General features: G+C 72.2%; 18 protein-coding genes and 1 riboswitch. Of the genes, 4 read left to right on the forward strand and 14 right to left on the reverse strand.

Features of this window, described 5'->3' with window-relative positions:
* Positions 1-143 precede the first annotated feature (143 nt).
* Positions 144-776 (reverse strand): PadR family transcriptional regulator, encoded by a 633-nt coding sequence (locus tag ACFW6A_RS38275; protein WP_351857335.1) that lies wholly within the window; start codon positions 774-776, stop codon positions 144-146.
* Between the two features lie 242 nt (positions 777-1,018).
* On the opposite strand from ACFW6A_RS38275, the gene ACFW6A_RS38280 reads away from it, so the two are divergent.
* Positions 1,019-1,873 carry a PhzF family phenazine biosynthesis protein gene (locus ACFW6A_RS38280; protein ID WP_351857337.1) on the forward strand — a complete coding sequence of 285 codons (855 nt, stop codon included), beginning with the start codon at positions 1,019-1,021 and terminating at the stop codon, positions 1,871-1,873.
* A gap of 67 nt (positions 1,874-1,940) precedes the next feature.
* Here ACFW6A_RS38280 and ACFW6A_RS38285 read toward each other — a convergent pair whose 3' ends face one another.
* Both ACFW6A_RS38285 and ACFW6A_RS38290 read right to left on the reverse strand, forming a co-directional pair.
* Positions 1,941-2,741: a CPBP family intramembrane glutamic endopeptidase gene (locus tag ACFW6A_RS38285; RefSeq protein ID WP_351856351.1), complete on the reverse strand. Its 801-nt coding sequence runs from the start codon at positions 2,739-2,741 to the stop codon at positions 1,941-1,943.
* A 191-nt stretch (positions 2,742-2,932) separates the two neighbouring features.
* Entirely contained in the window at positions 2,933-4,438 is a 1,506-nt protein-coding gene (locus ACFW6A_RS38290) for a glutamate-cysteine ligase family protein (protein ID WP_386646491.1), read from the reverse strand.
* A gap of 561 nt (positions 4,439-4,999) precedes the next feature.
* Here ACFW6A_RS38290 and ACFW6A_RS38295 point away from each other — a divergent pair.
* Positions 5,000-5,590, forward strand: a complete 591-nt coding sequence (locus ACFW6A_RS38295; protein ID WP_351856355.1) for a hypothetical protein — start codon at positions 5,000-5,002, stop codon at positions 5,588-5,590.
* Positions 5,591-5,911: 321 nt separating this feature from the next.
* Positions 5,912-6,118: a DUF5999 family protein gene (locus tag ACFW6A_RS38300; RefSeq protein ID WP_351856347.1), complete on the forward strand. Its 207-nt coding sequence runs from the start codon at positions 5,912-5,914 to the stop codon at positions 6,116-6,118.
* Positions 6,119-6,187: 69 nt separating this feature from the next.
* Here the strand turns inward: ACFW6A_RS38300 and gcvP are convergent, their stop codons facing one another.
* Entirely contained in the window at positions 6,188-9,073 is a 2,886-nt protein-coding gene (gcvP, locus tag ACFW6A_RS38305) for an aminomethyl-transferring glycine dehydrogenase (protein WP_386484127.1), read from the reverse strand.
* Positions 9,074-9,252: 179 nt separating this feature from the next.
* Positions 9,253-9,352: riboswitch (glycine riboswitch) on the reverse strand.
* Between the two features lie 113 nt (positions 9,353-9,465).
* Between gcvP and ACFW6A_RS38310 the strand changes: the two genes are divergently transcribed.
* The gene (locus tag ACFW6A_RS38310; RefSeq protein ID WP_351856343.1) at positions 9,466-9,837 is read left to right on the forward strand and encodes a PRC-barrel domain-containing protein; all 372 of its coding nucleotides are present in this window, start codon (positions 9,466-9,468) and stop codon (positions 9,835-9,837) included.
* A gap of 86 nt (positions 9,838-9,923) precedes the next feature.
* Here ACFW6A_RS38310 and ACFW6A_RS38315 read toward each other — a convergent pair whose 3' ends face one another.
* The 10 genes from ACFW6A_RS38315 to ACFW6A_RS38360 form a co-directional block, all read right to left on the reverse strand.
* Positions 9,924-11,441 (reverse strand): DNA polymerase IV, encoded by a 1,518-nt coding sequence (locus ACFW6A_RS38315; protein WP_386484125.1) that lies wholly within the window; start codon positions 11,439-11,441, stop codon positions 9,924-9,926.
* A 171-nt stretch (positions 11,442-11,612) separates the two neighbouring features.
* Positions 11,613-12,230, reverse strand: a complete 618-nt coding sequence (locus tag ACFW6A_RS38320) for a MerR family transcriptional regulator (protein ID WP_351856339.1) — start codon at positions 12,228-12,230, stop codon at positions 11,613-11,615.
* Between the two features lie 212 nt (positions 12,231-12,442).
* On the reverse strand, positions 12,443-12,910 hold the full coding sequence (locus ACFW6A_RS38325; protein ID WP_030492457.1) for a bifunctional nuclease family protein: 468 nt from the start codon (positions 12,908-12,910) through the stop codon (positions 12,443-12,445).
* Positions 12,911-13,051: 141 nt separating this feature from the next.
* Positions 13,052-13,810 carry a MerR family transcriptional regulator gene (locus ACFW6A_RS38330; protein WP_351856336.1) on the reverse strand — a complete coding sequence of 253 codons (759 nt, stop codon included), beginning with the start codon at positions 13,808-13,810 and terminating at the stop codon, positions 13,052-13,054.
* 32 nt (positions 13,811-13,842) lie between these two features.
* Positions 13,843-14,787 (reverse strand): FHA domain-containing protein, encoded by a 945-nt coding sequence (locus tag ACFW6A_RS38335; RefSeq protein ID WP_351856353.1) that lies wholly within the window; start codon positions 14,785-14,787, stop codon positions 13,843-13,845.
* Between the two features lie 81 nt (positions 14,788-14,868).
* The gene (locus ACFW6A_RS38340; RefSeq protein WP_386646494.1) at positions 14,869-15,813 is read right to left on the reverse strand and encodes a DUF881 domain-containing protein; all 945 of its coding nucleotides are present in this window, start codon (positions 15,811-15,813) and stop codon (positions 14,869-14,871) included.
* A 5-nt stretch (positions 15,814-15,818) separates the two neighbouring features.
* Positions 15,819-16,151: a small basic family protein gene (locus ACFW6A_RS38345; protein ID WP_030492461.1), complete on the reverse strand. Its 333-nt coding sequence runs from the start codon at positions 16,149-16,151 to the stop codon at positions 15,819-15,821.
* Complete coding sequence (locus ACFW6A_RS38350) at positions 16,148-17,077, reverse strand: DUF881 domain-containing protein (protein ID WP_386646496.1); 930 nt, start codon at positions 17,075-17,077, stop codon at positions 16,148-16,150. The genes ACFW6A_RS38345 and ACFW6A_RS38350 overlap by 4 nt, the downstream gene beginning before the upstream one ends.
* A 101-nt stretch (positions 17,078-17,178) precedes the next feature.
* Complete coding sequence (locus ACFW6A_RS38355; RefSeq protein ID WP_351856330.1) at positions 17,179-19,674, reverse strand: mannose-1-phosphate guanyltransferase; 2,496 nt, start codon at positions 19,672-19,674, stop codon at positions 17,179-17,181.
* 116 nt (positions 19,675-19,790) lie between these two features.
* Entirely contained in the window at positions 19,791-20,399 is a 609-nt protein-coding gene (locus ACFW6A_RS38360; RefSeq protein WP_351856328.1) for a CDP-alcohol phosphatidyltransferase family protein, read from the reverse strand.
* Positions 20,400-20,595 lie beyond the last annotated feature (196 nt).

Here is a 20,595-nt window from a genome sequence, read left to right on the forward strand (position 1 = left end):
GGGGTGGTGGTTTTTTTTTTTTTAATATCCCACCCCCGGGGGGGGGGGGGGGCCGCGCCCCGGGGGGCCCCCCCCCCCCGGGGGGGGGGGGGCGGCCCCCCGGGCCGGGGGGGGGGCGCCCCCTCCCCCGTGCGGACCCCGCCTCAGTGCTCGTCGGCGAGGATCAGGTACAGCTTCTTCCGGGCCTCGTTGATGACCCCGACGGCCTTCTGCCGCTGCTCGGCGCTGCCGGTCTTCCAGACCTGCCCGAACGCCTCCATCAGACCGAAACCAGCCTGGCGGACCTCGTTCATCGCCTCCCAGTCGACACCGCGGCCGGCCTCCTCCCAGGGGGCGTCCGGCGCGGCCTCAGCCTCCTCGCGCCCGGCGTCGGTGAGCGAGAAGAGCTTCTTGCCGCCCTCGCTCGCGCTGACGATCAGCCCCTCGTCCTCCAGCATCTGGAGGGTCGGGTAGACCGAGCCGGGGCTGGGCTTCCAGGCCCCGCCGCTGCGCTCGCCGATCTCCTGGATCATCTCGTAACCGTGCATCGGGCGGTCCTTGAGCAGCGCCAGGATCGAGGCGCGCACGTCACCGCGCCGCGCCCGCCCCCGGCCGCCGCCCCGGCCGCGCCCGAAGGGCCCGCCGCCGAAGCCGGGGCCGCCGAAACCGGGCCCGAAGGGCCCGAAGGCGGCGCGCCGCCCCTCGAAGTCACCCCGCGGTCCGGGCCCGCGGTTCCCGCGCCCGGCACCGTGGCCGTGACCGAATTCGTGTCCGTGGTCGTGTCCGTGTGAACGCATCGCAACGCTCCTTCCGTGAGAGTCATCGTCGAACTGTCGCGATGCTTCAACGATATATCGGAACCGCTCGTCGAGCAACCAACCGAACAACCGGCCCGTACCTCAGCCGGCCCCTCCCTCGGCCCCGGGCCGCCGCGCCCTCCCCCCCGGACGCCTGCCGAACGGCGCCTCTCCCCCGCCCGGGCCAGTCACGCCGGATTGGCCTTGGCCCGCCCCTCCGGCCCCCCGGTACCGTCCGCTGCATGCGCATCCGAATCGTCGACGCCTTCACCGACCGGCCCTTCTCCGGCAACCCCGCCGGAGTCGTCCTCCTCGACCCCTCCGGCTCCACCGGCCGTTCCGACTCGGCCGGCTCCACCGGCTCCTTCCCGGACGACTCCTGGCTCCAGAAGGTGGCCGCCGAGGTCAACCTCTCCGAGACCGCGTTCGCGCACCCGCTGCCCGCGGGCGGCGCGGCCGACTGGGCGCTGCGCTGGTTCACCCCGACCACCGAGGTCGACATGTGCGGTCACGCCACCCTCGCCACCGCCCACGTCCTGCACACCACCGGCGCGGCGTCCGGCCCGGTCCGCTTCGCGACCCGCTCGGGCGTCCTGGGCGCCGCCGTCGAGGCGGAGGGCGGCATCACCCTGGACTTCCCGACCTCCTCGCTCACCCCCCTGCCGGTCCCGGAGGGCCTGGCGGAGGCGCTGGGGGCCGAGATCGTCGCCGTCCACGGCACGGCCGCGCACGTCGGCGACCTCCTGGTCGAGCTGCGCGACGAGGCAGCCGTCCGCGGCCTCGCCCCCGACCACGCGGCGCTCAAGGCCCACTCGTCGCGCGGCGTGATCACGACCGCCCTCGCCGCCGATCCCCGGAACGGCTACGACTTCGTCTCGCGCGGCTTCTTCCCCTCCGTCGGCATCGACGAGGACCCCGTCACCGGCAGCGCCCACACCGCGCTCGCGCCGTACTGGTCGGCCCGCCTCGGCCGCGACGGGCTCACCGGCTTCCAGGGCGGCGCCCGCACGGGCCTGGTCCGCACCCGCCTGCGCGGCGACCGGACCCTCCTCACCGGCCGCGCCGTGACGGTCATCGACGGCGAACTGCACGCCTGAGGGGGCCCGGACGCGCCGGAGGGGCGTACGGCTCCGATGCCGTACGCCCCTCCGGCGCGTCCCGCGCTCACACGGTGGGCAGCCAGCCCACCTTCCCCGCCAGCAGCCCGTAGCCGACGAAGGCCACGATGTCGAGCAGCGCGTGGGCGACCACCAGCGGCCCCACCCGCCCCCAGCGGCGGTAGAGCAGCACGAAGACGACGCCCATCACCAGGTTGCCGACGAAGCCGCCGATGCCCTGGTAGAGGTGGTACGAGCCGCGCAGCACCGAGCTCGCGACCAGGGCGCCCGTCGGCGTCCACCCCAGCTGGTCCAGCCGGCGCAGCAGATAGCCGACGACGATGACCTCCTCCAGGACGGAGTTCTGGATCGCCGAGAGGATCAGGACCGGGTACTTCCACCACACGTCGGGCAGCGACTCGGGGACCACCGTGAGGTTGAAGCCGGAGGCGCGCGCCGCGAGGTAGAAGGCGAGGCCGGCGCTGCCGATGCCGGCGGCCACCAGCGTCCCGCGCCCGAGGTCGGGCCACGGCCGGGTCCGGTCGAAGCCGATGGACCGCATCCCGGCTCCCTCCCGCATCAGCAGGTGGGCGACGAGCACGACGGGGACGAGGGCCGTGGCGATGCCGAAGAGCTGCCAGGTGAGGTCGAGCCAGGGGCGCCCGGGGGCGTACGAGCCGTTGAGGGTGGCCGCCTGCTCCTTGAGCGCGCCGGGTCGGGTCAGCGAGCCGACGAAGCTGATGAGCGAGGAGACCGCGCTGGCGCCGAGCGAGAGCGCGAGCACGATGAGGGTCTCGGAGCGCAGCACCCCCCTCGACGGACCGCCCGGGGGCGGGCCGGCGTCCACGACCCGTTGTTCCGACACCACACCCGTCTCCCGTTCCCGTCACGACCGCCGCGGGGACCGGCCTCGGCCCCCCTCACGACGATCATGCGCGACGGCACCCCCGGAGCGCCATCCAGGCCCCGGAACGCCCTCCGGGCTCCGGAACGGCGTCCTCGTGCCGCGGGACGGCGGCCTGGGGGTCCCGGGGCCGGCGCCCCCGGGAACCGGACGGCTCAGGCCCCCGCGACCCCCGCCTCCCAGGTGTGCACCGGCTCCCCCTCCAGCATCAGCTCGCGGTACCGCCGGGTGGTCGCCGCCAGGGCCGCCTCCCGGTCGAGGCCGGAGTCCAGGGCCCGGTGGAAGGTGTCGGCCTGCCAGGACGCGCCGTTGACCCGGCGGCGGCACCGCTGCTCGATGACGCCCAGGTAGAAGTCGCGGTCCGCCGGGTCGACGTGCCACGCGTCGAGCCCCGCCGCGGCCAGCGGCAGCAGCTCGTCGAGGACGAGGCGCACGGCGGGTTGGGTCGCCGTGCCGCCCGCGCGTCCCGCCCGGGGCCAGCGCAGCTCCGCCTCGATGCCGTGCCGGCAGGCGGCGTCGAAGTTGGCCTCCGCGTCCTCGAAGGCCATCCGCTTCCACAGCGGGCGCTGGTCGTCGGCGAGCGAGCGGACGAGCCCGTAGTAGAAGGCGGCGTTGGCGAGGACGTCGGTGACCGTGGGCCCGGCGGGCAGGACGCGGTTCTCCACCCGGAGGTGCGGGACGCCGTCGACCCAGCCGTAGACCGGCCGGTTCCACCGGTACACCGTGCCGTTGTGCAGGACGAGTTCCTTGAGCTGCGGCACCCCGCCCTCGTCGAGCACCCGCAGCGGGTCCTCCTCGTCGCACAGCGGCAGCAGCGAGGGGAAGTAGCGCACGTTCTCCTCGAAGAGGTCGTACACCGAGTCCACCCACCGCTCGCCGAACCAGGTGCGCGGCCGCACGCCCTGGGACTGGAGTTCGGGCGGGCGGGTGTCGGTGGCCTGGGTGAAGAGCGGCGGGCGGGACTCGCGCCACACCTCGCGGCCGAAGACGAAGGGCGAGTTGGCGCCGAGGGCTATCTGTACGCCGGCGACGGCCTGGGCGGCGTTCCAGACGGACGGGAAGCGGGCCGGCGTGACCTGGAGGTGGAGCTGTACGGAGGTGCAGGCGGCCTCCGCGATGATCGACTCCGAGGTGTGCCGGAGCCTTTCGACGCCCTGGATGTCGAGCGTGATCCTTTCTCCGCGGGCGATGAGGATCTGGTCGTTGAGCAGGGCGTAGCGGTCCGCGGAGGAAAGGTTCCCGAAGACGAGATCACGCTCGGTGAGGGTCGGCAGGATGCCGATCATGAGGATGCCGGCGTCCAGTTCGGCGGCCTGCCGGTCGGCATATCCCAGTCCGGTTCTCAGCTCTTCCGCGAGCCGGTCGAAAACGTGGCCGCCGAGCCGTCGCGGGGCGATGTTCACTTCCAGGTTGAACATTCCCAGTTCGGTCTGGAAATCGGTGCTGGCGATCTTTTCGAGGACGGCGTCGTTCAGCATCCGGGGGAGCCCGTCGGAGCCCGCGAGGTTGAGTTCGATCTCGACGCCCATGAGGTTCCGCGGGCGGTCGAACCGCTGCTCCGCGAGGAGCCGGGCGAGCCCCGCCAGACACTGCTGGAGCTTGCGCCGGTACCGCTGCCGGTCGGCCGGGCCGAACCCGTCCGTCACGACCTTCTCCCCCATCGAGGCGTCCCTCCCGCGTGGGCGGCCACCGGGCGGGGCCGCGCGTACGGACGATGATGCCCACGCCACTGATCGACAACGCCTGCATTTCAGGCCGCCGCGCGGATAGTCTGGTACGAACCTGTCGCCGCGCGCGCGGAACCCCGTCTCCGGAACGGCCGTCGACATATACCAATGTCATATCGCCCCCCGCTGCGGGCGGCGCAGCTTTCGGAATTCCTACGTCCGGCTTGTCGGAGAATGTGAGGGCGGAGATCCTGCCCTCGCCCCGATTCCGCCCCGCGACCCACCGAATACGACCCGATGACGCCTTGTCAGGAATATCGGCGGGGTCTAGCGGAAACAATCTCTGAACACGTGTCGTATAAACTCCGCGGACGAGGCAGAGCGCCGGCGACCGGCCACGACCCGTGGCCCCCCGCTCCGCCCCCGCCACCGACAGCGCCGTCGCACCCGGCCCGCAGCCGCGTACCCCTTACCAGGACCCGTACCAAGGCCCTTACCAGGACCCGCACCCGTACCCGTATCCCCGTGTCTCCTGAGCGAGAGGCGACCCACACGATGCTCCGTCCCTCCCCGGCCCCCGCGCCGGCCCTCCGCAGTGTCCTCGCGGCACTCGGCTCGCCCACGGCCGTCCGAGAGGCCCGCACCCCGGCCCTGCGGGCCGCTTCCGGACCGCTGTGTCCGGAACTCCCGCTGCCCGTCCACGTGCTGAGGATCTCCGGGGCCCCCGGGCACGAGCCGGGCACCCGGCTCGTCGGCTGGCGGTTCCTGATCCGGAGCGGGGACCGGGCGGTCGCCGCCGCGGACACCATGCTCACACCGGACGGCTGGTCCTTCTCGCACTTCTTCGAGGGGCCGTACGTCGCCGCCACGGAGCGCGCGCTGGCCCAGGCCGAGGCGCTGCCGGGCACGTACCAGCCACGGCTGCTCTCGGTGCCGGAGCTGTACATGCTGACGCTGTGGCTGCACGCGGAGCAGGACCCGGACGGTACGGAGCCGGGCGCCCAGTCCGCCGACGTGCTGGTGCCGCTCGCCCCCGCCCCGCCCGGCATCGCCGCCAACCGCCCCTACCGGGCGGCCGATCTGCTGCCCGTGCTCAGTACGCGGCTCGCGCCGCCGCCGCTCCTCGGATCCGCGGCGTCCGCCTGACCGGTCCGCGCCCCGTGACCCGCCCGGGTCACGGGGCGCACTGCTGTCCGGAAACGGCGTCCGAACACCGTCGCCGAACACCCCTCCCGGACGGACTAGCCCGCTCGGGCCACCCCGAACCACCCGAAAGGGCGGGGGTGTTGACCTGAACCGCCCCTGCGGGTGATGCGTCTTCCCGGGAGAGGACGAGCTGACGCGAAATCCCTGCGGAAGGCCGTCCGTGCGGCAAGACTGGGACCGGAACCGAACCGACCGACGGGGGCGGCCATGAGCGCGAACAGCCGCAGGACATCCACCACGACGCAGCGAAAGAACCCACCCATGTGCCAGCACCAGCCTGCCTGTCCCACCGCCGACTCCGCCGACCGTGAGGCCGCCACCCCTGTGGCGTGCCACCCGGAGCAGGGGTGGAGCCTGCTGTGCAACGGTGTCCTGCTCTTCGAGGACACCGGCGAACTGCTGCCGGACGGGCAGATCATCGCTCCGCACCGGCCGCTCACCACGGGCCGGGTGACGACGGCCGCCTGAGGCACGGCGCGGCAGCGCCGAGGGCCGGCCCGGAGGAGACTCCGGACCGGCCCTCTGTCATGCCCGCGGTCAGTGGTCGTACTCGTCCAGCGGCGGGCAGGAGCAGACCAGGTTGCGGTCGCCGAAGGCGCCGTCGATGCGGCGGACCGGCGGCCAGTACTTGTCGGCGGCCGAGACGCCGGCGGGGAAGACCGCCACGTCGCGGTCGTAGGCGTGGGCCCACTCGCCGCCGAGCGCGGCCGCGGTGTGCGGGGCGTTGCGCAGCGGGTTGTCCTCGGCCGGCCACTCGCCGGAGCCGACCTTCTCGATCTCGGCGCGGATCGCGATCATCGTGTCGCAGAAGCGGTCCAGCTCGGCCAGGTCCTCGGACTCGGTCGGCTCGATCATCAGCGTGCCGGCGACCGGGAAGGACATGGTCGGGGCGTGGAAGCCGTAGTCGATCAGACGCTTGGCGATGTCGTCGACGGTGACGCCGGTCGCCTTGGTCAGCGGCCGCAGGTCGACGATGCACTCGTGGGCGACGAGCCCGGCCGGACCGGTGTAGAGCACCGGGTAGTGCGGCTCCAGGCGCTTGGCGATGTAGTTCGCCGCGAGGACGGCGACCTGGGTGGCGCGCTTGAGGCCCTCGCCGCCCATCAGCCGGACGTACGTCCAGGAGATCGGCAGGATGCCGGCGGAGCCCCACGGGGCGGCCGAGATCGGGCCGACGCCGGTCTCCGGGCCCGCGGTGGGCTGGAGCGGGTGGTTCGGCAGGTACGGGGCGAGGTGGGCGCGGACGCCGACCGGGCCGACGCCGGGGCCGCCGCCGCCGTGCGGGATGCAGAAGGTCTTGTGCAGGTTGAGGTGCGAGACGTCGCCGCCGAAGTGGCCCGGCTTGGCGAGGCCGACCAGGGCGTTGAGGTTGGCGCCGTCGACGTACACCTGGCCGCCGGCCTCGTGGACCTCGGCGCAGATGTCGGCGACGTGCTCCTCGAAGACGCCGTGCGTCGACGGGTAGGTGATCATCAGCACGGAGAGTTCGTCGCGGTACTGCGCGATCTTGGCGCGCAGGTCCTCGACGTCGACCTCGCCGTCCTCGGCGGTCTTCACGACGACGACCTTCATGCCGGCCATCACCGCGGAGGCGGCGTTGGTGCCGTGCGCGGAGGACGGGATGAGGCAGACGGTGCGCTGCTCGTCGCCGTTGGCGCGGTGGTAGGCGCGGACCGCGAGGAGACCGGCCAGCTCGCCCTGCGAACCGGCGTTCGGCTGGATGGAGACCTTGTCGTATCCGGTGACCTCGGCCAGGCGCTCCTCAAGCTCGGTGATGAGCGTGACGTAGCCCTCGGCCTGCTCGATCGGCGCGAAGGGGTGGATCTGGCCGAACTCGGGCCAGGTCACCGGCTCCATCTCGGTGGTCGCGTTCAGCTTCATGGTGCAGGAGCCGAGCGGGATCATGCCGCGGTCGAGCGCGTAGTCGCGGTCCGAGAGGCGGCGCAGGTAGCGCAGCATCGCGGTCTCGGAGCGGTGCGCGTGGAAGACCGGGTGGGTCAGGTACGCGTCGGAGCGCAGCAGGCCGGCCGGGAGGGCGTCCTCGGTGGCGGCGTCCAGCGCCTCGACGTCGCCGGTCACGCCGAAGGCGGCCCAGACGGCGGCGAGCTGCTCGCGCCCGGTGGTCTCGTCGCAGGAGACCGAGACGTGGTCGGCGTCCACGCGGTACAGGTTGACGCCGGCCTCGCGGGCGGCGGCGACGACGGCGTCCGCACGGCCCGGCACGCGCGCGGTCAGCGTGTCGAAGAAGGCGCCCTGGGTCAGCTCGACGCCCCCGGCGGTCAGACCGGCGGCCAGGATCGCCGCGTACCGGTGCGTGCGGAGGGCGATCTGCTTGAGACCGTCCGGACCGTGGTAGACGGCGTACATGCCGGCCATGACGGCGAGGAGCACCTGCGCGGTGCAGATGTTGCTGGTGGCCTTCTCGCGGCGGATGTGCTGCTCGCGGGTCTGGAGCGCGAGGCGGTACGCCTTGTTTCCGTCGGCGTCGACGGAGACGCCCACGAGGCGGCCGGGAAGGGAGCGGGCGTGCTTGTCCTGGACGGCCATGTAACCGGCGTGCGGGCCGCCGAAGCCCATCGGGACGCCGAAGCGCTGCGTGGTGCCGACGGCGATGTCCGCGCCGAGCGAGCCGGGCGAGACGAGCAGGGTGAGGGCGAGCAGGTCGGCGGCGACGGTCACGATCGCGCCGAGTTCGTGGGCGGCGTCGATCAGCGGCTTGATGTCGCGGACGCCGCCGGAGGCGCCGGGGTACTGGAGGAGCACGCCGAAGACGCCGCGCTCGGCGACCTCGGCCGGGATGCCCTCGGAGAGGTCGGCGACGACCACCTCGACGCCGGTCGGCTCGGCGCGGGTCTCGATGACGGCGATGGTCTGCGGGAGGGCGTCGGCGTCGACGAGGAAGACGCCGTTCTTCACCTTGCCGACGCGGCGCGAGAGCGACATGGCCTCGGCGGCGGCGGTGCCCTCGTCGAGGAGGGAGGCGCCGGAGGTCGGCAGACCGGTGAGGTCGGCGACCATCGTCTGGAAGTTGAGCAGCGCCTCCAGGCGGCCCTGCGAGATCTCCGGCTGGTAGGGCGTGTACGCCGTGTACCAGGCGGGGTTCTCCATGACGTTGCGGAGGATGACCGGCGGCGTGAAGGTGCCGTAGTAGCCGAGGCCGATCATCGGGGCGAGGACCTGGTTGCGGCCGGCGAGGGAGCGCAGCTCGGCGAGGACCTCGGCCTCGGTGCGGGCACCGGGGAGGTCCAGCGCCTCGGCGTTCTTGATGACGTCCGGCACCGCGGCGGCCGTCAGCTCGTCGAGGGAGCCGTATCCGACCTGCGCGAGCATCTTGGCCCGCGCCTCGGCGTCGGGTCCGATGTGCCGCTGCTCGAAGGGAATGCCCTGCTCGAGCTCGGAGAGCGGGGTGCGGTTGGCGGTCATGATGCGGGGGCCTCCTGGTCGTCACGACCTGCGAGGGGCACCACGGCGCGGGTGCCCGGACGGCCTCCCCCTCTGTCATCTCAACCTGAGAGCTTCACCGGCACGCCCGTGGGCACGCCGGCTTTCACCGTCGGTGAGGGCGGGTGCCGTCGGACTCCCGCCCTGCTTTCCAGAGTGACCTCGCCCGCGCGGTACCGGGTGCCTGAGAGATTCCGGGGAGGATTTGCTCCTTCGGCGCCACCGGAAACCCTCTCCGATGGACTCTCCCGCACGGTGTCGACAGCCACAGCCAGCCTACCAGCGCGGTTGTCGCCCTCATCGCTCAAGTGGCCGACATCCCAGTTGTGCACTTTGGTAGGGGTGTAGAGCAGTTGCGACCAGTTGGAGGGACCGTGCAGACCGACATCGATCCGCGCAGCCTGATCGGCCGCAAGGCGTTCGACCGGAACGGACACAAGATCGGAACCGTGGACGAGGTGTACCTGGACGACGCGACCGGCGTCCCCGAGTGGGCGGCCGTCCGCACCGGCCTTTTCGGCAGGGACGCCTTCGTCCCGCTGGAACCCAGCGAGCTGGCCGACGACGGCCTCCACATCCCCTTCGAGCGCTCGCTCATCAAGGACGCGCCGGACTTCGGCGTGGGCCGCCACCTCTCCCCCGAACAGGAACTCCAGCTCTACCGCCACTACGAGCTGACGCTGCCGCCCCCGCCGGCGCAGATCCCCGACTTCGGGCGGCTCGCCGGCCAGGACGACGCGGCGTAGCGGGACGCGGCGCGGGAGAACGCAGCCCAGGACGGGACCGCCCCGGACCACGCCGTACCGAGCCCGCCCGGCCACCCCGGGAGGGCTCACTCACCCGCGCGGACGACCGGGGCGGCCGGAGCGACCGGGGCGGCCCTCTCCGCCCCCGTCACCCCGCCGGGCACCAGCGGCAGCGGATCCGCCGGCTCCAGCTCCGGATCGTCCACCACGAAGGTCCGCACCCGCCCCGGCACCGTGCTCCCGGGCTCCTCGAAGCGGACGGTGACCCGCCCGAGCCCACTGCCCTGCACCCAGCCCGCCCCGAGGACCGCGTGCCGCACGTCGTGCCCCGGGGCCCACCGCCGCGTCGCGGTCTCGGTGGCCGTCGGCGGCGCGTCGGCCGCGCCCCCGGCGCCCCCCGCAGCCCCGCCCTCCCCGACGCCCACACCCATGCCCACGCCCATGCCCGCAGCGGCACCCGACGTCCCGGTCCCCGCTTCCGCGCCCCCCGCCCCCGCCCCGCCGCCGCCCCCGGCCCAGGCCCCGGCCTCCGCCCCGGCCTGGGCGAACAGGTCCTCCTGCGTGTAGTCGGCCAGCCCGCTCACCCCGACGCCCAGCAGCCGCACCCCGCCCGTCGTGTCCACCAGCTCCAGCAGCCGCTCCGCGGCCTCCCGCACCACCAGCGGGTCGTCCGTCGGCCCCCGCAGCGTCTCCGACCGGGTCAGCGTCGAGAAGTCGTACCGCCGCACCTTCAGGACGATCGTCCGCCCCGAGTGTCCCGCCCCCCGCAGCCGCGCCACGCACCGCTCGGCGAGCCGCTCCACCTCCAGCCGGATCCGCAGCCGGTCGTGCAGGTCGACGTCGAAGGTGTCCTCCACGGAGACCGACTTCGCGTCCCGCTCGGCCACCACGGGCCGGTCGTCGTGCCCGAGCGCCATCCGGTACAGCGAGGCCCCGTGCGACCGCCCCAGGATCCGTACGAGCTCGTCCTCGCCCGCCTCCACGACGTCGGCGACCGTCGTGATCCCCGCCCGCCGCAGATGGTCACCGGTGGCCGGCCCCACCCCCGGGATGATCCGCACCGACCGGGGCGCCAGCAGCGCCCGCTCGCTCCCCGGCTCGAAGAGCACCAGACCGTTCGGCTTCGCCTCCTCCGACGCGATCTTCGCGAGCATCTTGGACCCCGCGAGCCCCACCGACCCGGTCAGCCCGGTCGTCGCCAGGATCTCCGCCCGCAGCCGCTCCCCCACCGCCCGCGCGCCCGCGCTGTCGCCCGCCAGCCCCCCGGCCTCCAGGTCCACGAACGCCTCGTCGAGGCTGAGCGGCTCCACCAGCGGTGACAGCCGCCCCAGCAGCTCCATCACCTGCCCGCTGATCGCCCGGTAGAAGGCGAAGCGCGGCACCAGGTACGCGGCGTTGGGCGCGAGCCGCCGCGCCTGCCCCATCGGCATCGCCGAGTGCACCCCGAAGCGCCGCGCCTCGTACGACGCCGTGGCCACCACGCCGCGCGGCCCGAGACCGCCCACCACCACGGGCTTGCCGCGCAGGCTCGGCTTCGACGCCTGCTCGGCGGCGGCGAAGAAGGCGTCCATGTCCAGATGCAGGATCGTGGGGGCGGCTCTCACGTCTCCGATGCTGCCTCACGCCACTGACAACCGCCGGTACGGGCCCCGCCCCCACCGGCTCGCGGAAAGACCCGGACCGGAAAGACCCCGGACCGGAAAGACCCCGGACCGGAAAGACCCCGGACCGGGAAGAACCCGGACCGGGAGAGTACGGCGGCTCGCGGAAGGACCTCAGACGGCCCGGTCGCGCCGGCGCCGCGCCAGCTCGTCCTGCGGGTTGTGCCCCACCAGCGTCTCGCCGGTGTCGACGCGCTCCCCGTGGAGCTGCGACAGGGCCGCCTCGACGTCCTGCCAGACGACCCCCACCGCGATGCCGAAGACCCCCTGCCCGCCCTGGAGCAGCGAGACGACCTCGTCCGGCGAGGAGCACTCGTAGACGGTCGCCCCGTCGCTCATCAGCGTCATCCGCTCCAGGTCCCGGAAACCGCGGGCCCGCAGGTGCTGCACCGCCGCCCGGATGTTCTGGAGGGCGACGCCCGTGTCCAGGAAACGCTTCACGATCTTCAGGACGACGACGTCCCGGAAGCTGTACAGCCGCTGCGTCCCGGAGCCGTACGCGGGCCGCACGCTCGGCTCGACGAGCCCGGTGCGCGCCCAGTAGTCCAGTTGGCGGTAGGTGATGCCGGCGGCCGCGCAGGCCGTGGGGCCGCGGTATCCGATCGCCTCGTCCGCCACCCCGGCGCTCCGCTCCGTGCCGAAGTCGCCCACACTGCCGTGAAGCGGATACGGAGCGCTCTCCCCGGACACGCGTCCGAGCGAGCTCCCTGCCGTACCGTCCGCGCTGCTCATCACGCCGACCCTCCGTCCTTGACCTGCCCACTCGAAGGTAGGCAGTCACTAGGGGTGCGTCAACGATCGCCACACTCGGCACGCCGAGTGATAATCACCCAGAGAGTGGTTTCACGTGTCCCACTCCGGGGAAAGGCTACTCGAATGCGCCGACAGCGCTCCTCGGCCGCCCCCCACGCGTCCCGCCCGAGCGGCGCACGGGAGCCGTCGCGTCACTGGCTCCCGAAGTCCTCCGGCGAGATCTGGTCGAGGAACTCGCGGAACTTCTCCACCTCGTCCTCCTGCTCGTCGGGAATCGCGATCCCGGCGTCGTCGAGGACGCCGTCGCTGCCGAAGATCGGCGAACCGGTCCGCAGCGCCAGGGCTATCGCGTCGGACGGCCGCGCGCTCACCTCCACGCCGCTGGCGAAGACCAGCTCGGCGTAGAAGACCCCGTCCCTCAGGTCGGTGATGCGCACCTGGGTCAGCTCCTGCCCCACCGCCTCCAGCACGTCCTTGAACAGGTCGTGCGTCAGCGGCCTGGGCGGCGCCATGCCCTGCTGGGCGAAGGCGATCGCGGTCGCCTCGCCGGGTCCGATCCAGATGGGAAGGTACCGGTCGCCCCCCACTTCGCGCAGGAGCACGATCGGCTGGTTGGAGGGCATTTCCACCCGGACACCCACAACGTCGAGCTCGTTCACACAGCAACCCTAGGACGTGCCCGACCTGTTTGGATAGTCGGGCCCCCGCTCAGCGCCGCCGGAACCCCGCCCGGAAGCCGCCCGCACCGGTCACGGAACACCGTCCGCGGAGCGCCGGACACCGGTCGCCGGCCGCCCCGGTCACGGAAGCCGCACGCCCAGCGCCGTCTGCACCAGCGCCGCGTGCAGCCGCACCGACAGCTGCGCCAGGTCGGCGGCCGTCTCCTCGGCATGGGCCCGGGTCTGCGGGTTGCGGTGCCGCCGCAGCGGCGCGACGACCTGCTCGATCAGCCCGGCCTCCCGGTCCGCCGAGGCCTTCACCGCCCGCAGGTGCCGGGGCCCGAGCCCGAACCGCCCGAGATCGGCCACGATCCGCGCCACGTTGACGGTCTCCGCGTCGTAGCCGCCGCCCTCGTTCTCGGCGATCAGGCCGTACGACTCCCATTCCGCCAGCTCGGCCTCGGTGACCCCGGCCGCGGCGACCAGTTCGGCGCGGCCCAGCCGCGCGGCGGTCGGCCGCTCGTCGCCCTCGTCGTCCGCGGGCCCGTCGAGCAGCCCGTCCAGCAGGTCACGCCGCCGGCCGGGCGCCGGGAGCTTCACCTGCTCGCCGCGGGCGAGGGCGTCGAGGTGCTCCCGGATGACCTTCAGCGGAAGATAGTGGTCCCGCTGCATCCGCAGGACGGCGGCGAGCCGCTCCACGTCCTCCGGGCTGAACTTCCGGTACCCGGAGGCCGTGCGCCGGGGCTCGACGAGCCCCTCGGCCTCCAGGAAGCGGATCTTGGAGATCGTCACTTCGGGAAACTCGTCCCGCAGCTGGTTCAGCACGGTGCCGATACTCACCAGCCGGTCGCCCGCGGTGGCGGTGCCGGATCCGGCACCGCCCGTCGGTGTTCGCACCATGGACCTTTCCTGAAGGATCTCCGCCAGGCGTATCAGACGCCTCGCTGGCTCGCGTAGAAGACCAGCCGGTACTTGCCGATCTGCACCTCGTCGCCGTTGTTGAGCACGATGTCGGACTCGATCGGCTCACGGTTGAGGTAGGTGCCGTTGAGGCTGCCGACGTCGGCGACCGTGAAGCTGCCGTCCTGACGCCGGCGGAACTCGACGTGCCTCCGGGAGACCGTGAAGTCGTCCAGGAAGATGTCGCTCTGCGGATGCCGGCCGGCCGTCGTCAGCTCACCGTCCAGGAGGAAGCGGCTGCCCGAGTTCGGACCCCGGCGCACCACCAGGAGCGCGGAACCCGGCGGCAGCGCCTCGACGGCCGCGAGGGCCTCGGGGGACAGCGCCGGCATCGCGATCTGGCCGGTGGTCTCCGCGTCGTACGCCTCCAGGCCCGAGATCGAGATCGTCGACGTCGTCTCGGAGGGACGCTCGGCGGCGGCCCCGCCCCGCAGCGGCGTGCCGCAGTGGGAACAGAACCGGCTGTCCGGCGTATTGCGGTGACCGCACCTCGTGCACACCGGCATGGACGCGTCCTCCTGCCGCGGCTGCCCCGCGGAGGTCTGGGTCGCGTACGGATCGGGGGTAAACCCTCCACCCGTACCTGAGGTTGATGGTTCACCGAAACCTATGCGCGCGGCACCGGCGGGGTCAACAGACGACGCGCCCTGTCCGCCCGGAATGTCACCACCCCGGCCGCCGACCTCGTCACGGAAGAGCGGACGCTCGCCGCCCTGCTCCTCGCTCTGGTCATGGCGCGGCGCGCGGTGCCTGGCGTTGCCGCCGTCCTCGCGTGCGCTCTTGCCGAACAACTTCGCAAACAACTTCACGGGCGATTCCCCTTGACCGAAACAGACCCGCCCGTGGGGCAGGACGAACCGAGATCCATCACACCTGCCGACCCGGACACCTTCACAACGTCCGTATCCTCCGGACAGTTTCCACCACGCACCACCGTTGTGGTGCGCCGACCCCCCGCAACGCTCCAGCCCATGTCGCGGGACCCCCCGCCCCCTCTCTCACTGGGAGGACGACCGAGCGTAGTCAGGCCGCTTCACGGGTCGCAAGGCATCGACGACGATCTTCGCCGACCGCTCCACCGTGGCCGTGGCCTGCTCCTTCTCCAGGGTCTGGACGACTCCGCCGGGGATGTTGAGCGCGGGCTCGAGATCCTCGGGCTTGCCGATGACCTTGAAGACGTACGGAGCGGTCACCTGCGTTCCATCGATCCGCATGTCGTCACCGCCACCGGTGAAATAACTGTTCGCGACCACCCGCACCCCGTCGACCTGGATCGCCTCGGCACCGGCCGCCCGCAGCTCCTGGATGGCGTCGAGGAGCATGTCGGACTCGACCGCGCCGACCGGGTCGGTCACGGTCAGCGTGATGCCCGGCCCCTCCGCGGCCACCGTGCCGGCCAGGATCCCGAGCTGCCGCTCCTTCTCCGCCGTCTGCCGACGGGCCTCCTCGGCCTGGTCGGAGCTGGACTCCAGCTCCGACCGCTGCTTCTCCAGCCGCGTCTTCTCGTCCTCCAGCCGCTGGGTCCGGTCGTCGAGCTCGTCGAGGATCCGTACGAGGTCCTCCTGCCGGGCCCCGCGCAGCGCGCTGCCCTCGCTCGTCGAGGAGACCTGGATGGCGAGGCCGAAGCCCAGACAGGCCAGCAGCAGCGCCACGACGAGCTGTGCCCGCGTCACCCGAGGCGGCCACAGGGCGTCCGCGAGGCGCCGCCGCCCGTCCGGCGCGGTCCGGGCGCCCGTGCCCGCCTCCGGGGACGGCACAGGACCCACGGGAGCGCTCTCAGCGCCCTCCGCGGGACGGTCCTCCGGCTCCGTACGGTCGGCCGGCCCGGCGTCGACCGCCTCGGGCTTCTCCCCGCGCCCCGGCTGCTCCGGCTTCTCCGGCCGCTCCGCCGGCTCCGGCCGCTGGCCGCCCGGCTCGGGCTTCTCGTTCGGGTTCACACTCATCGGCCTCACGCCCGGAAGACATGGCGGCGGATCGCGGCCGCGTTGGAGAAGATCCGGATGCCGAGCACGACGACGACACCGGTGGACAGCTGCGCGCCCACGCCGAGCTTGTCGCCGAGGAAGACGATCAGCGCGGCCACGACGACGTTCGACAGGAAGGAGACGACGAAGACCTTGTCGACGAAGATCCCGTCGAGCATGGCCCGCAGGCCGCCGAAGACCGCGTCGAGGGCGGCGACCACGGCGATCGGGAGATAGGGCTCGACGACCGCCGGGATCTCGGGCCGGACCAGCAGTCCCGCCACGACTCCGACGATCAGGCCCAGTACGGCGATCACGATGTTGCCTTCCCCTTGTCGGCCGTGGCCCGGCCCGACGGCGTCGCCGCCCCGGCCCCCCTCGGCTCAGCTATACGTACGATCAGGCTCGGCGCGGCCGGCAGGCTCAGCTCGCCCTCGACCGAGATGCCGCTGCGGATCCCGAAGTTCTCCACCAGCGCGTGCAGGTACTGCCCGTCGGCGCTGTCCTGGAAGGCGGTGCTCAACCGCTGCCCGTCCCCGACGGCCAGCACGGTGTACGGCGGCACGAGCGGCCGGTTGTCGACGAGTATGGCGTCGCCCGCGGCCCGGATCGCGGAGAGCGACGTCAGCCGCTGGCCGTTGATCGACACGGCCTCCGCGCCCGACTCCCACAGCCCGTTGACCACCCGCTGCATGTCGCGGTCGCGCACCCGCCCGGTGTCGGAGAAGCCGGCGCTCTCGCGGGGCCCGCCGCCCCCGCTGTCGGAGTCCTTGGCGTCGTCGACCACGAGCTTCACGCCGGGACCGCGCACGGGGGTGGCCCCCGACAGCAGCGCGACCAGTTCCGTCTGGTCGCCGCCGTGCTGTTCGAGCGCGACCCGCTGCCGCTCGCCCACCTCGGTACGGATCCGCTCGACGTCCCGCTCCAGGTCGTCGGCGTTCGCGTTCTCGCCCTCGATACGGTCGATGAGCTCCTGCCGCTCCTTGGCGACGACGGGGGCCGAGACCCGGGCCTCGGCCGCGCCCACCGTCACCACGGCGGCGGCCAGCACGAGACCGGCCGCCAGCCCCAGTTTGGCCCTCAGGGGCCTGGGCAGCGCACCGCCCTCGGCCCTGCGCCGAGCGGTCGCCTCCGCGTACCCGTCGTCCAGCGCGTGGTCGATGACGTTGTTCAGCAGCGACATCGACGCGTCCGGGCGCGGGGGCGGAGAACCGGTGCTCCGAACGGGGGGCTGCTGCGACATGCCGCACATCGTCGCACGTCGCGCGCCCTACCGCCGAATGGCCCCTCGGAAGGGCCGGGCGGCGCCACCGCGCCACCGCCCGGCCCGGGCCCGCCGTCCCGTCAGCGACCTGCGCTCTCGACCACCTGCGCCCACTCGTCGAGGAGTGCCTGCGCCGAGGTGTCGTCGGGCCCCTCGGCCCACAGATGGGTGACGGCCTCGGCGGGGTCCGGCAGCACCATCACCCACCGTCCGTCGGCCTCCACGACCCGCACTCCGTCGGTGGTGTCCACCGACCTGCTGCCGGCCGCCTCGACCACCCGCCGCATCACGAGACCCTTCACCGCCCACGGCGTCGCGAGGTCCCGCTTGATCACGTGCGCCCGCGGGATCCGGGCGTCGATCTGGCTCAGCGTGAGCTGCGTCCGCGCCACCAGACCGATCAGCCGCACGAAGGCCGCGGCCCCGTCGAAGACGCTGCTGAACTCGGGCACGATGAACCCGCCGCGCCCGTCGCCGCCGAAGATGGTCGACTCCTGCCGGCCGACCCGGGTGAGGTCGTCGGGCGAGGTGGTCGTCCACTCGACCTGCGTGCCGTGGTACGCGGCCACCTGCTCGGCGATCCGGGTCGTGGTGACCGGCAGCGCGACCCGACCGGACCGGCGCTCGGCCGCCACCAGGTCGAGCATCACCAGCAGCGCCCGGTCGTCCTCGATGATCCGGCCCCGCTCGTCGACGAGCGACAGCCGCTCGCCCACCGGGTCGAACCGCACGCCGAACGCGGCCCGCGCCGACGCCACGATCTCCCCGAGCCGGACGAGCCCGGCCCTCCTGCGCTCGACGGACTCGGTCGGCCGCGACTCGTCGAGTCCCGGGTTGATCGTCAGCGAGTCCACCTGGAGCCGCCCGAGCAGACTGGGCAGGACGAGACCGGCGCTCCCGTTGGAGGCGTCGACGACGACCTTGAGCCCGGCCTCCGCGATCCCGCTCGTGTCGACGTTCCGCAGCAGGGAGCCGGTGTACGAGTCGAAGACGCTCGCCGGGAAGGACAGGTCGCCGATCTCCCCGGGGAAGGCCCGCCGGTACTCCTGCCGCGCGTACACCCGGTCCAGTTTCCGCTGCCGGGCCTGCGAGAGGTCGGCGCCCCGCTCGTCGAAGAACATGATGTCGACCGAGTCCGGCACTCCGGGGGAGGTGCGGACCATGATGCCGCCGGCGCTCCCCCGCGCGGTCTGCTGCCGGGCCACCGGCAGCGGGACGTTCTCCAGGTCGCGCACGTCGATGGCGCTGGCCTGGAGCGCGGAGATCACGGCCCGCTTGAGCGCCCGCGCGCCCCGCGAGTGGTCACGCGCGGTGGTGACGGTGGCGCCCTTCTTCAGGGTCGTCGCGTACGCGCCGGCGAGCCGCACGGCCAGCTCGGGCGTGATCTCGACGTTGAGGATCCCGGTCACTCCGCGCGCTCCGAAGAGGTGAGCCTGCCCGCGGGACTCCCAGATCACCGAGGTGTTGACGAAGGCGCCGGCCTCGATGGTCTTGAAGGGGTAGACCCGGACGTTGCCCTGCACGATCGACTCCTCGCCGATCATGCACTCGTCGCCGATGACGGCCCCGTCCTCGATCCGGGCCGCCCGCATGACGTCGGTGTTCTTGCCGATCACGCAGCCGCGGAGATTGCTCTGCTGCCCGATGTAGACGTTGTCGTGGACGACCGCCTTGTGCAGGAAGGCCCCGGTCTTGACCACCACGTTGGAGCCGACGACGGTGTGCTCGCGGATCTCGGCGCCGGCCTCGACCTTGGCGTAGTCACCGATGTAGAGCGGCCCGCGCAGCACCGCGTCGGGGTGCACCTCGGCCCCTTCGGCGACCCAGACGCCGGGCGAGATCTCGAACCCGTCGATGTCGACCTGGACCTTGCCGTCGAGCACGTCGGCCTGTGCCTTCACGTAGCTCTCGTGGGTGCCCACGTCCTCCCAGTAGCCCTCGGCGACATAGCCGTAGATCGGCTTGCCCTCCTTCATCAGCTGCGGGAAGACGTCACCGGACCAGTCGACCGGAACATCGGCTTCGACGTAGTCGAACACCTCGGGTTCCATGACGTAGATGCCGGTGTTCACGGTGTCGGAGAAGACCTGTCCCCAGGTCGGCTTCTCCAGGAAACGCTCGACCTGCCCCTCCTCGTCCACGATGGTGATGCCGAATTCCAGCGGATTCGGCACGCGCGTCAGACAGACCGTGACGAGGGCGCCCTTCTCCTTGTGGAATCGGATCAGGTCGGTGAGGTCGAAATCGGTGAGGGCATCCCCCGAGATCACGAGAAAGGCGTCGTCCTTCAACGCTTCCTCGGCGTTCTTCACACTGCCCGCTGTGCCGAGAGGCTTCTCCTCATTGGCGTACGTGAGCTCCATACCGAGCTCCTCGCCGTCGCCGAAATAGTTCCTGACGAGCGACGCGAGAAACTGGACGGTGACTACGGTCTCGTTGAGACCGTGCCTCTTGAGCAGTCGTAGGACGTGCTCCATGATCGGCCGGTTCACCACCGGCAGCAGAGGCTTGGGCATGCTCGAGGTCATGGGGCGAAGTCGGGTTCCTTCGCCACCGGCCATCACGACGGCCTTCATGTCGGAAGCGTCCTCCTTGAAGAGACGACGGTCCTGCCGACCGGCCCTGTCCGCTCACTGGCCCTGGGACATTCTCGTTCCTGCCGGCGGCGCTGCGCGGCGCGGGACGGAAGGGCTCAATCGGCCTCGGTATCCGCCTTCACGAGTCGGCGGACCTGGACCACGTAGAGGATCCCTGCCCACCAATACAGAGTTGTACCCCATCCGGCGAAAGCCCATCCGAAAACTTCAGCGAGTGACGCCAGCCATCCGGTTCCGTCACTGAGAAGCAGCAAGGGGAAGGCGTACATCAGGTTGAAAGTCGCAGCTTTCCCGAGGAAGTTCACCTGCGGCGGCGGGTAGCCGTGCCGGCGCAGGATTCCCACCATGACCAGCAGCATGACTTCACGTGCCAGGAGAACGGCGGTCAGCCACAGCGGCAGGATCTCGCGCCAGGTGAGTCCGACGAGCGTGGACAGGATGTACAGGCGGTCGGCGGCCGGATCCAGCAGCCGGCCGAGGCTGCTGATCTGGTTCCACTTCCGGGCGAGCTTGCCGTCGAGGTAGTCGCTGATGCCGCTGAGCATCAGGACGACCAGTGCCCAGACGTCGCTGTTGGGCCCGCCGAACTCCGGCCGGAGGATGAGCCACAGGAACAGCGGCACGCCGAGGAGGCGTGCCATGCTGAGAATGTTGGGGATGGTGAGGACCCGGTCCGTCTGGACCTCGGTCTCCTGGACCTCCACCCGGGGGCCTCCTGCTGGGAGCGGTACTGACGTTGACCCCTGACCTTACCTCCCGCCCCAGTCCCCTCCGGGCACCGGGTCCGCCGGCCCTTTCCGTGAAAAATTGCCCTGGAACGCAGGAAAGCCCCGCACCACAAGGGTGCGGGGCTTTCCCACAATGATTGTTCGGCGGTGTCCTACTCTCCCACAGGGTCCC

The organism is Streptomyces sp. NPDC058758 (assembly GCF_042746075.1).
In the GTDB taxonomy this organism is placed as follows: Bacteria; Actinomycetota; Actinomycetes; order Streptomycetales; family Streptomycetaceae; genus Streptomyces.

Excerpts from the sequence above, each read along its gene's own strand:
- ACFW6A_RS38275 (WP_351857335.1), bottom strand. The coding sequence starts at position 776 with ATGCGTTCACACGGACACGACCACGGACACGAATTCGGTCACGGCCAC.
- ACFW6A_RS38280 (WP_351857337.1), top strand. The coding sequence starts at position 1,019 with ATGCGCATCCGAATCGTCGACGCCTTCACCGACCGGCCCTTCTCCGGC.
- ACFW6A_RS38290 (WP_386646491.1), bottom strand. The coding sequence starts at position 4,438 with ATGGGGGAGAAGGTCGTGACGGACGGGTTCGGCCCGGCCGACCGGCAG.
- ACFW6A_RS38295 (WP_351856355.1), top strand. The coding sequence starts at position 5,000 with ATGCTCCGTCCCTCCCCGGCCCCCGCGCCGGCCCTCCGCAGTGTCCTC.
- ACFW6A_RS38300 (WP_351856347.1), top strand. The coding sequence starts at position 5,912 with ATGTGCCAGCACCAGCCTGCCTGTCCCACCGCCGACTCCGCCGACCGT.
- gcvP (WP_386484127.1), bottom strand. The coding sequence starts at position 9,073 with ATGACCGCCAACCGCACCCCGCTCTCCGAGCTCGAGCAGGGCATTCCC.
- ACFW6A_RS38320 (WP_351856339.1), bottom strand. The coding sequence starts at position 12,230 with ATGAGCAGCGCGGACGGTACGGCAGGGAGCTCGCTCGGACGCGTGTCC.
- ACFW6A_RS38330 (WP_351856336.1), bottom strand. The coding sequence starts at position 13,810 with ATGGTGCGAACACCGACGGGCGGTGCCGGATCCGGCACCGCCACCGCG.
- ACFW6A_RS38340 (WP_386646494.1), bottom strand. The coding sequence starts at position 15,813 with ATGAGTGTGAACCCGAACGAGAAGCCCGAGCCGGGCGGCCAGCGGCCG.
- ACFW6A_RS38350 (WP_386646496.1), bottom strand. The coding sequence starts at position 17,077 with ATGTCGCAGCAGCCCCCCGTTCGGAGCACCGGTTCTCCGCCCCCGCGC.
- ACFW6A_RS38355 (WP_351856330.1), bottom strand. The coding sequence starts at position 19,674 with ATGAAGGCCGTCGTGATGGCCGGTGGCGAAGGAACCCGACTTCGCCCC.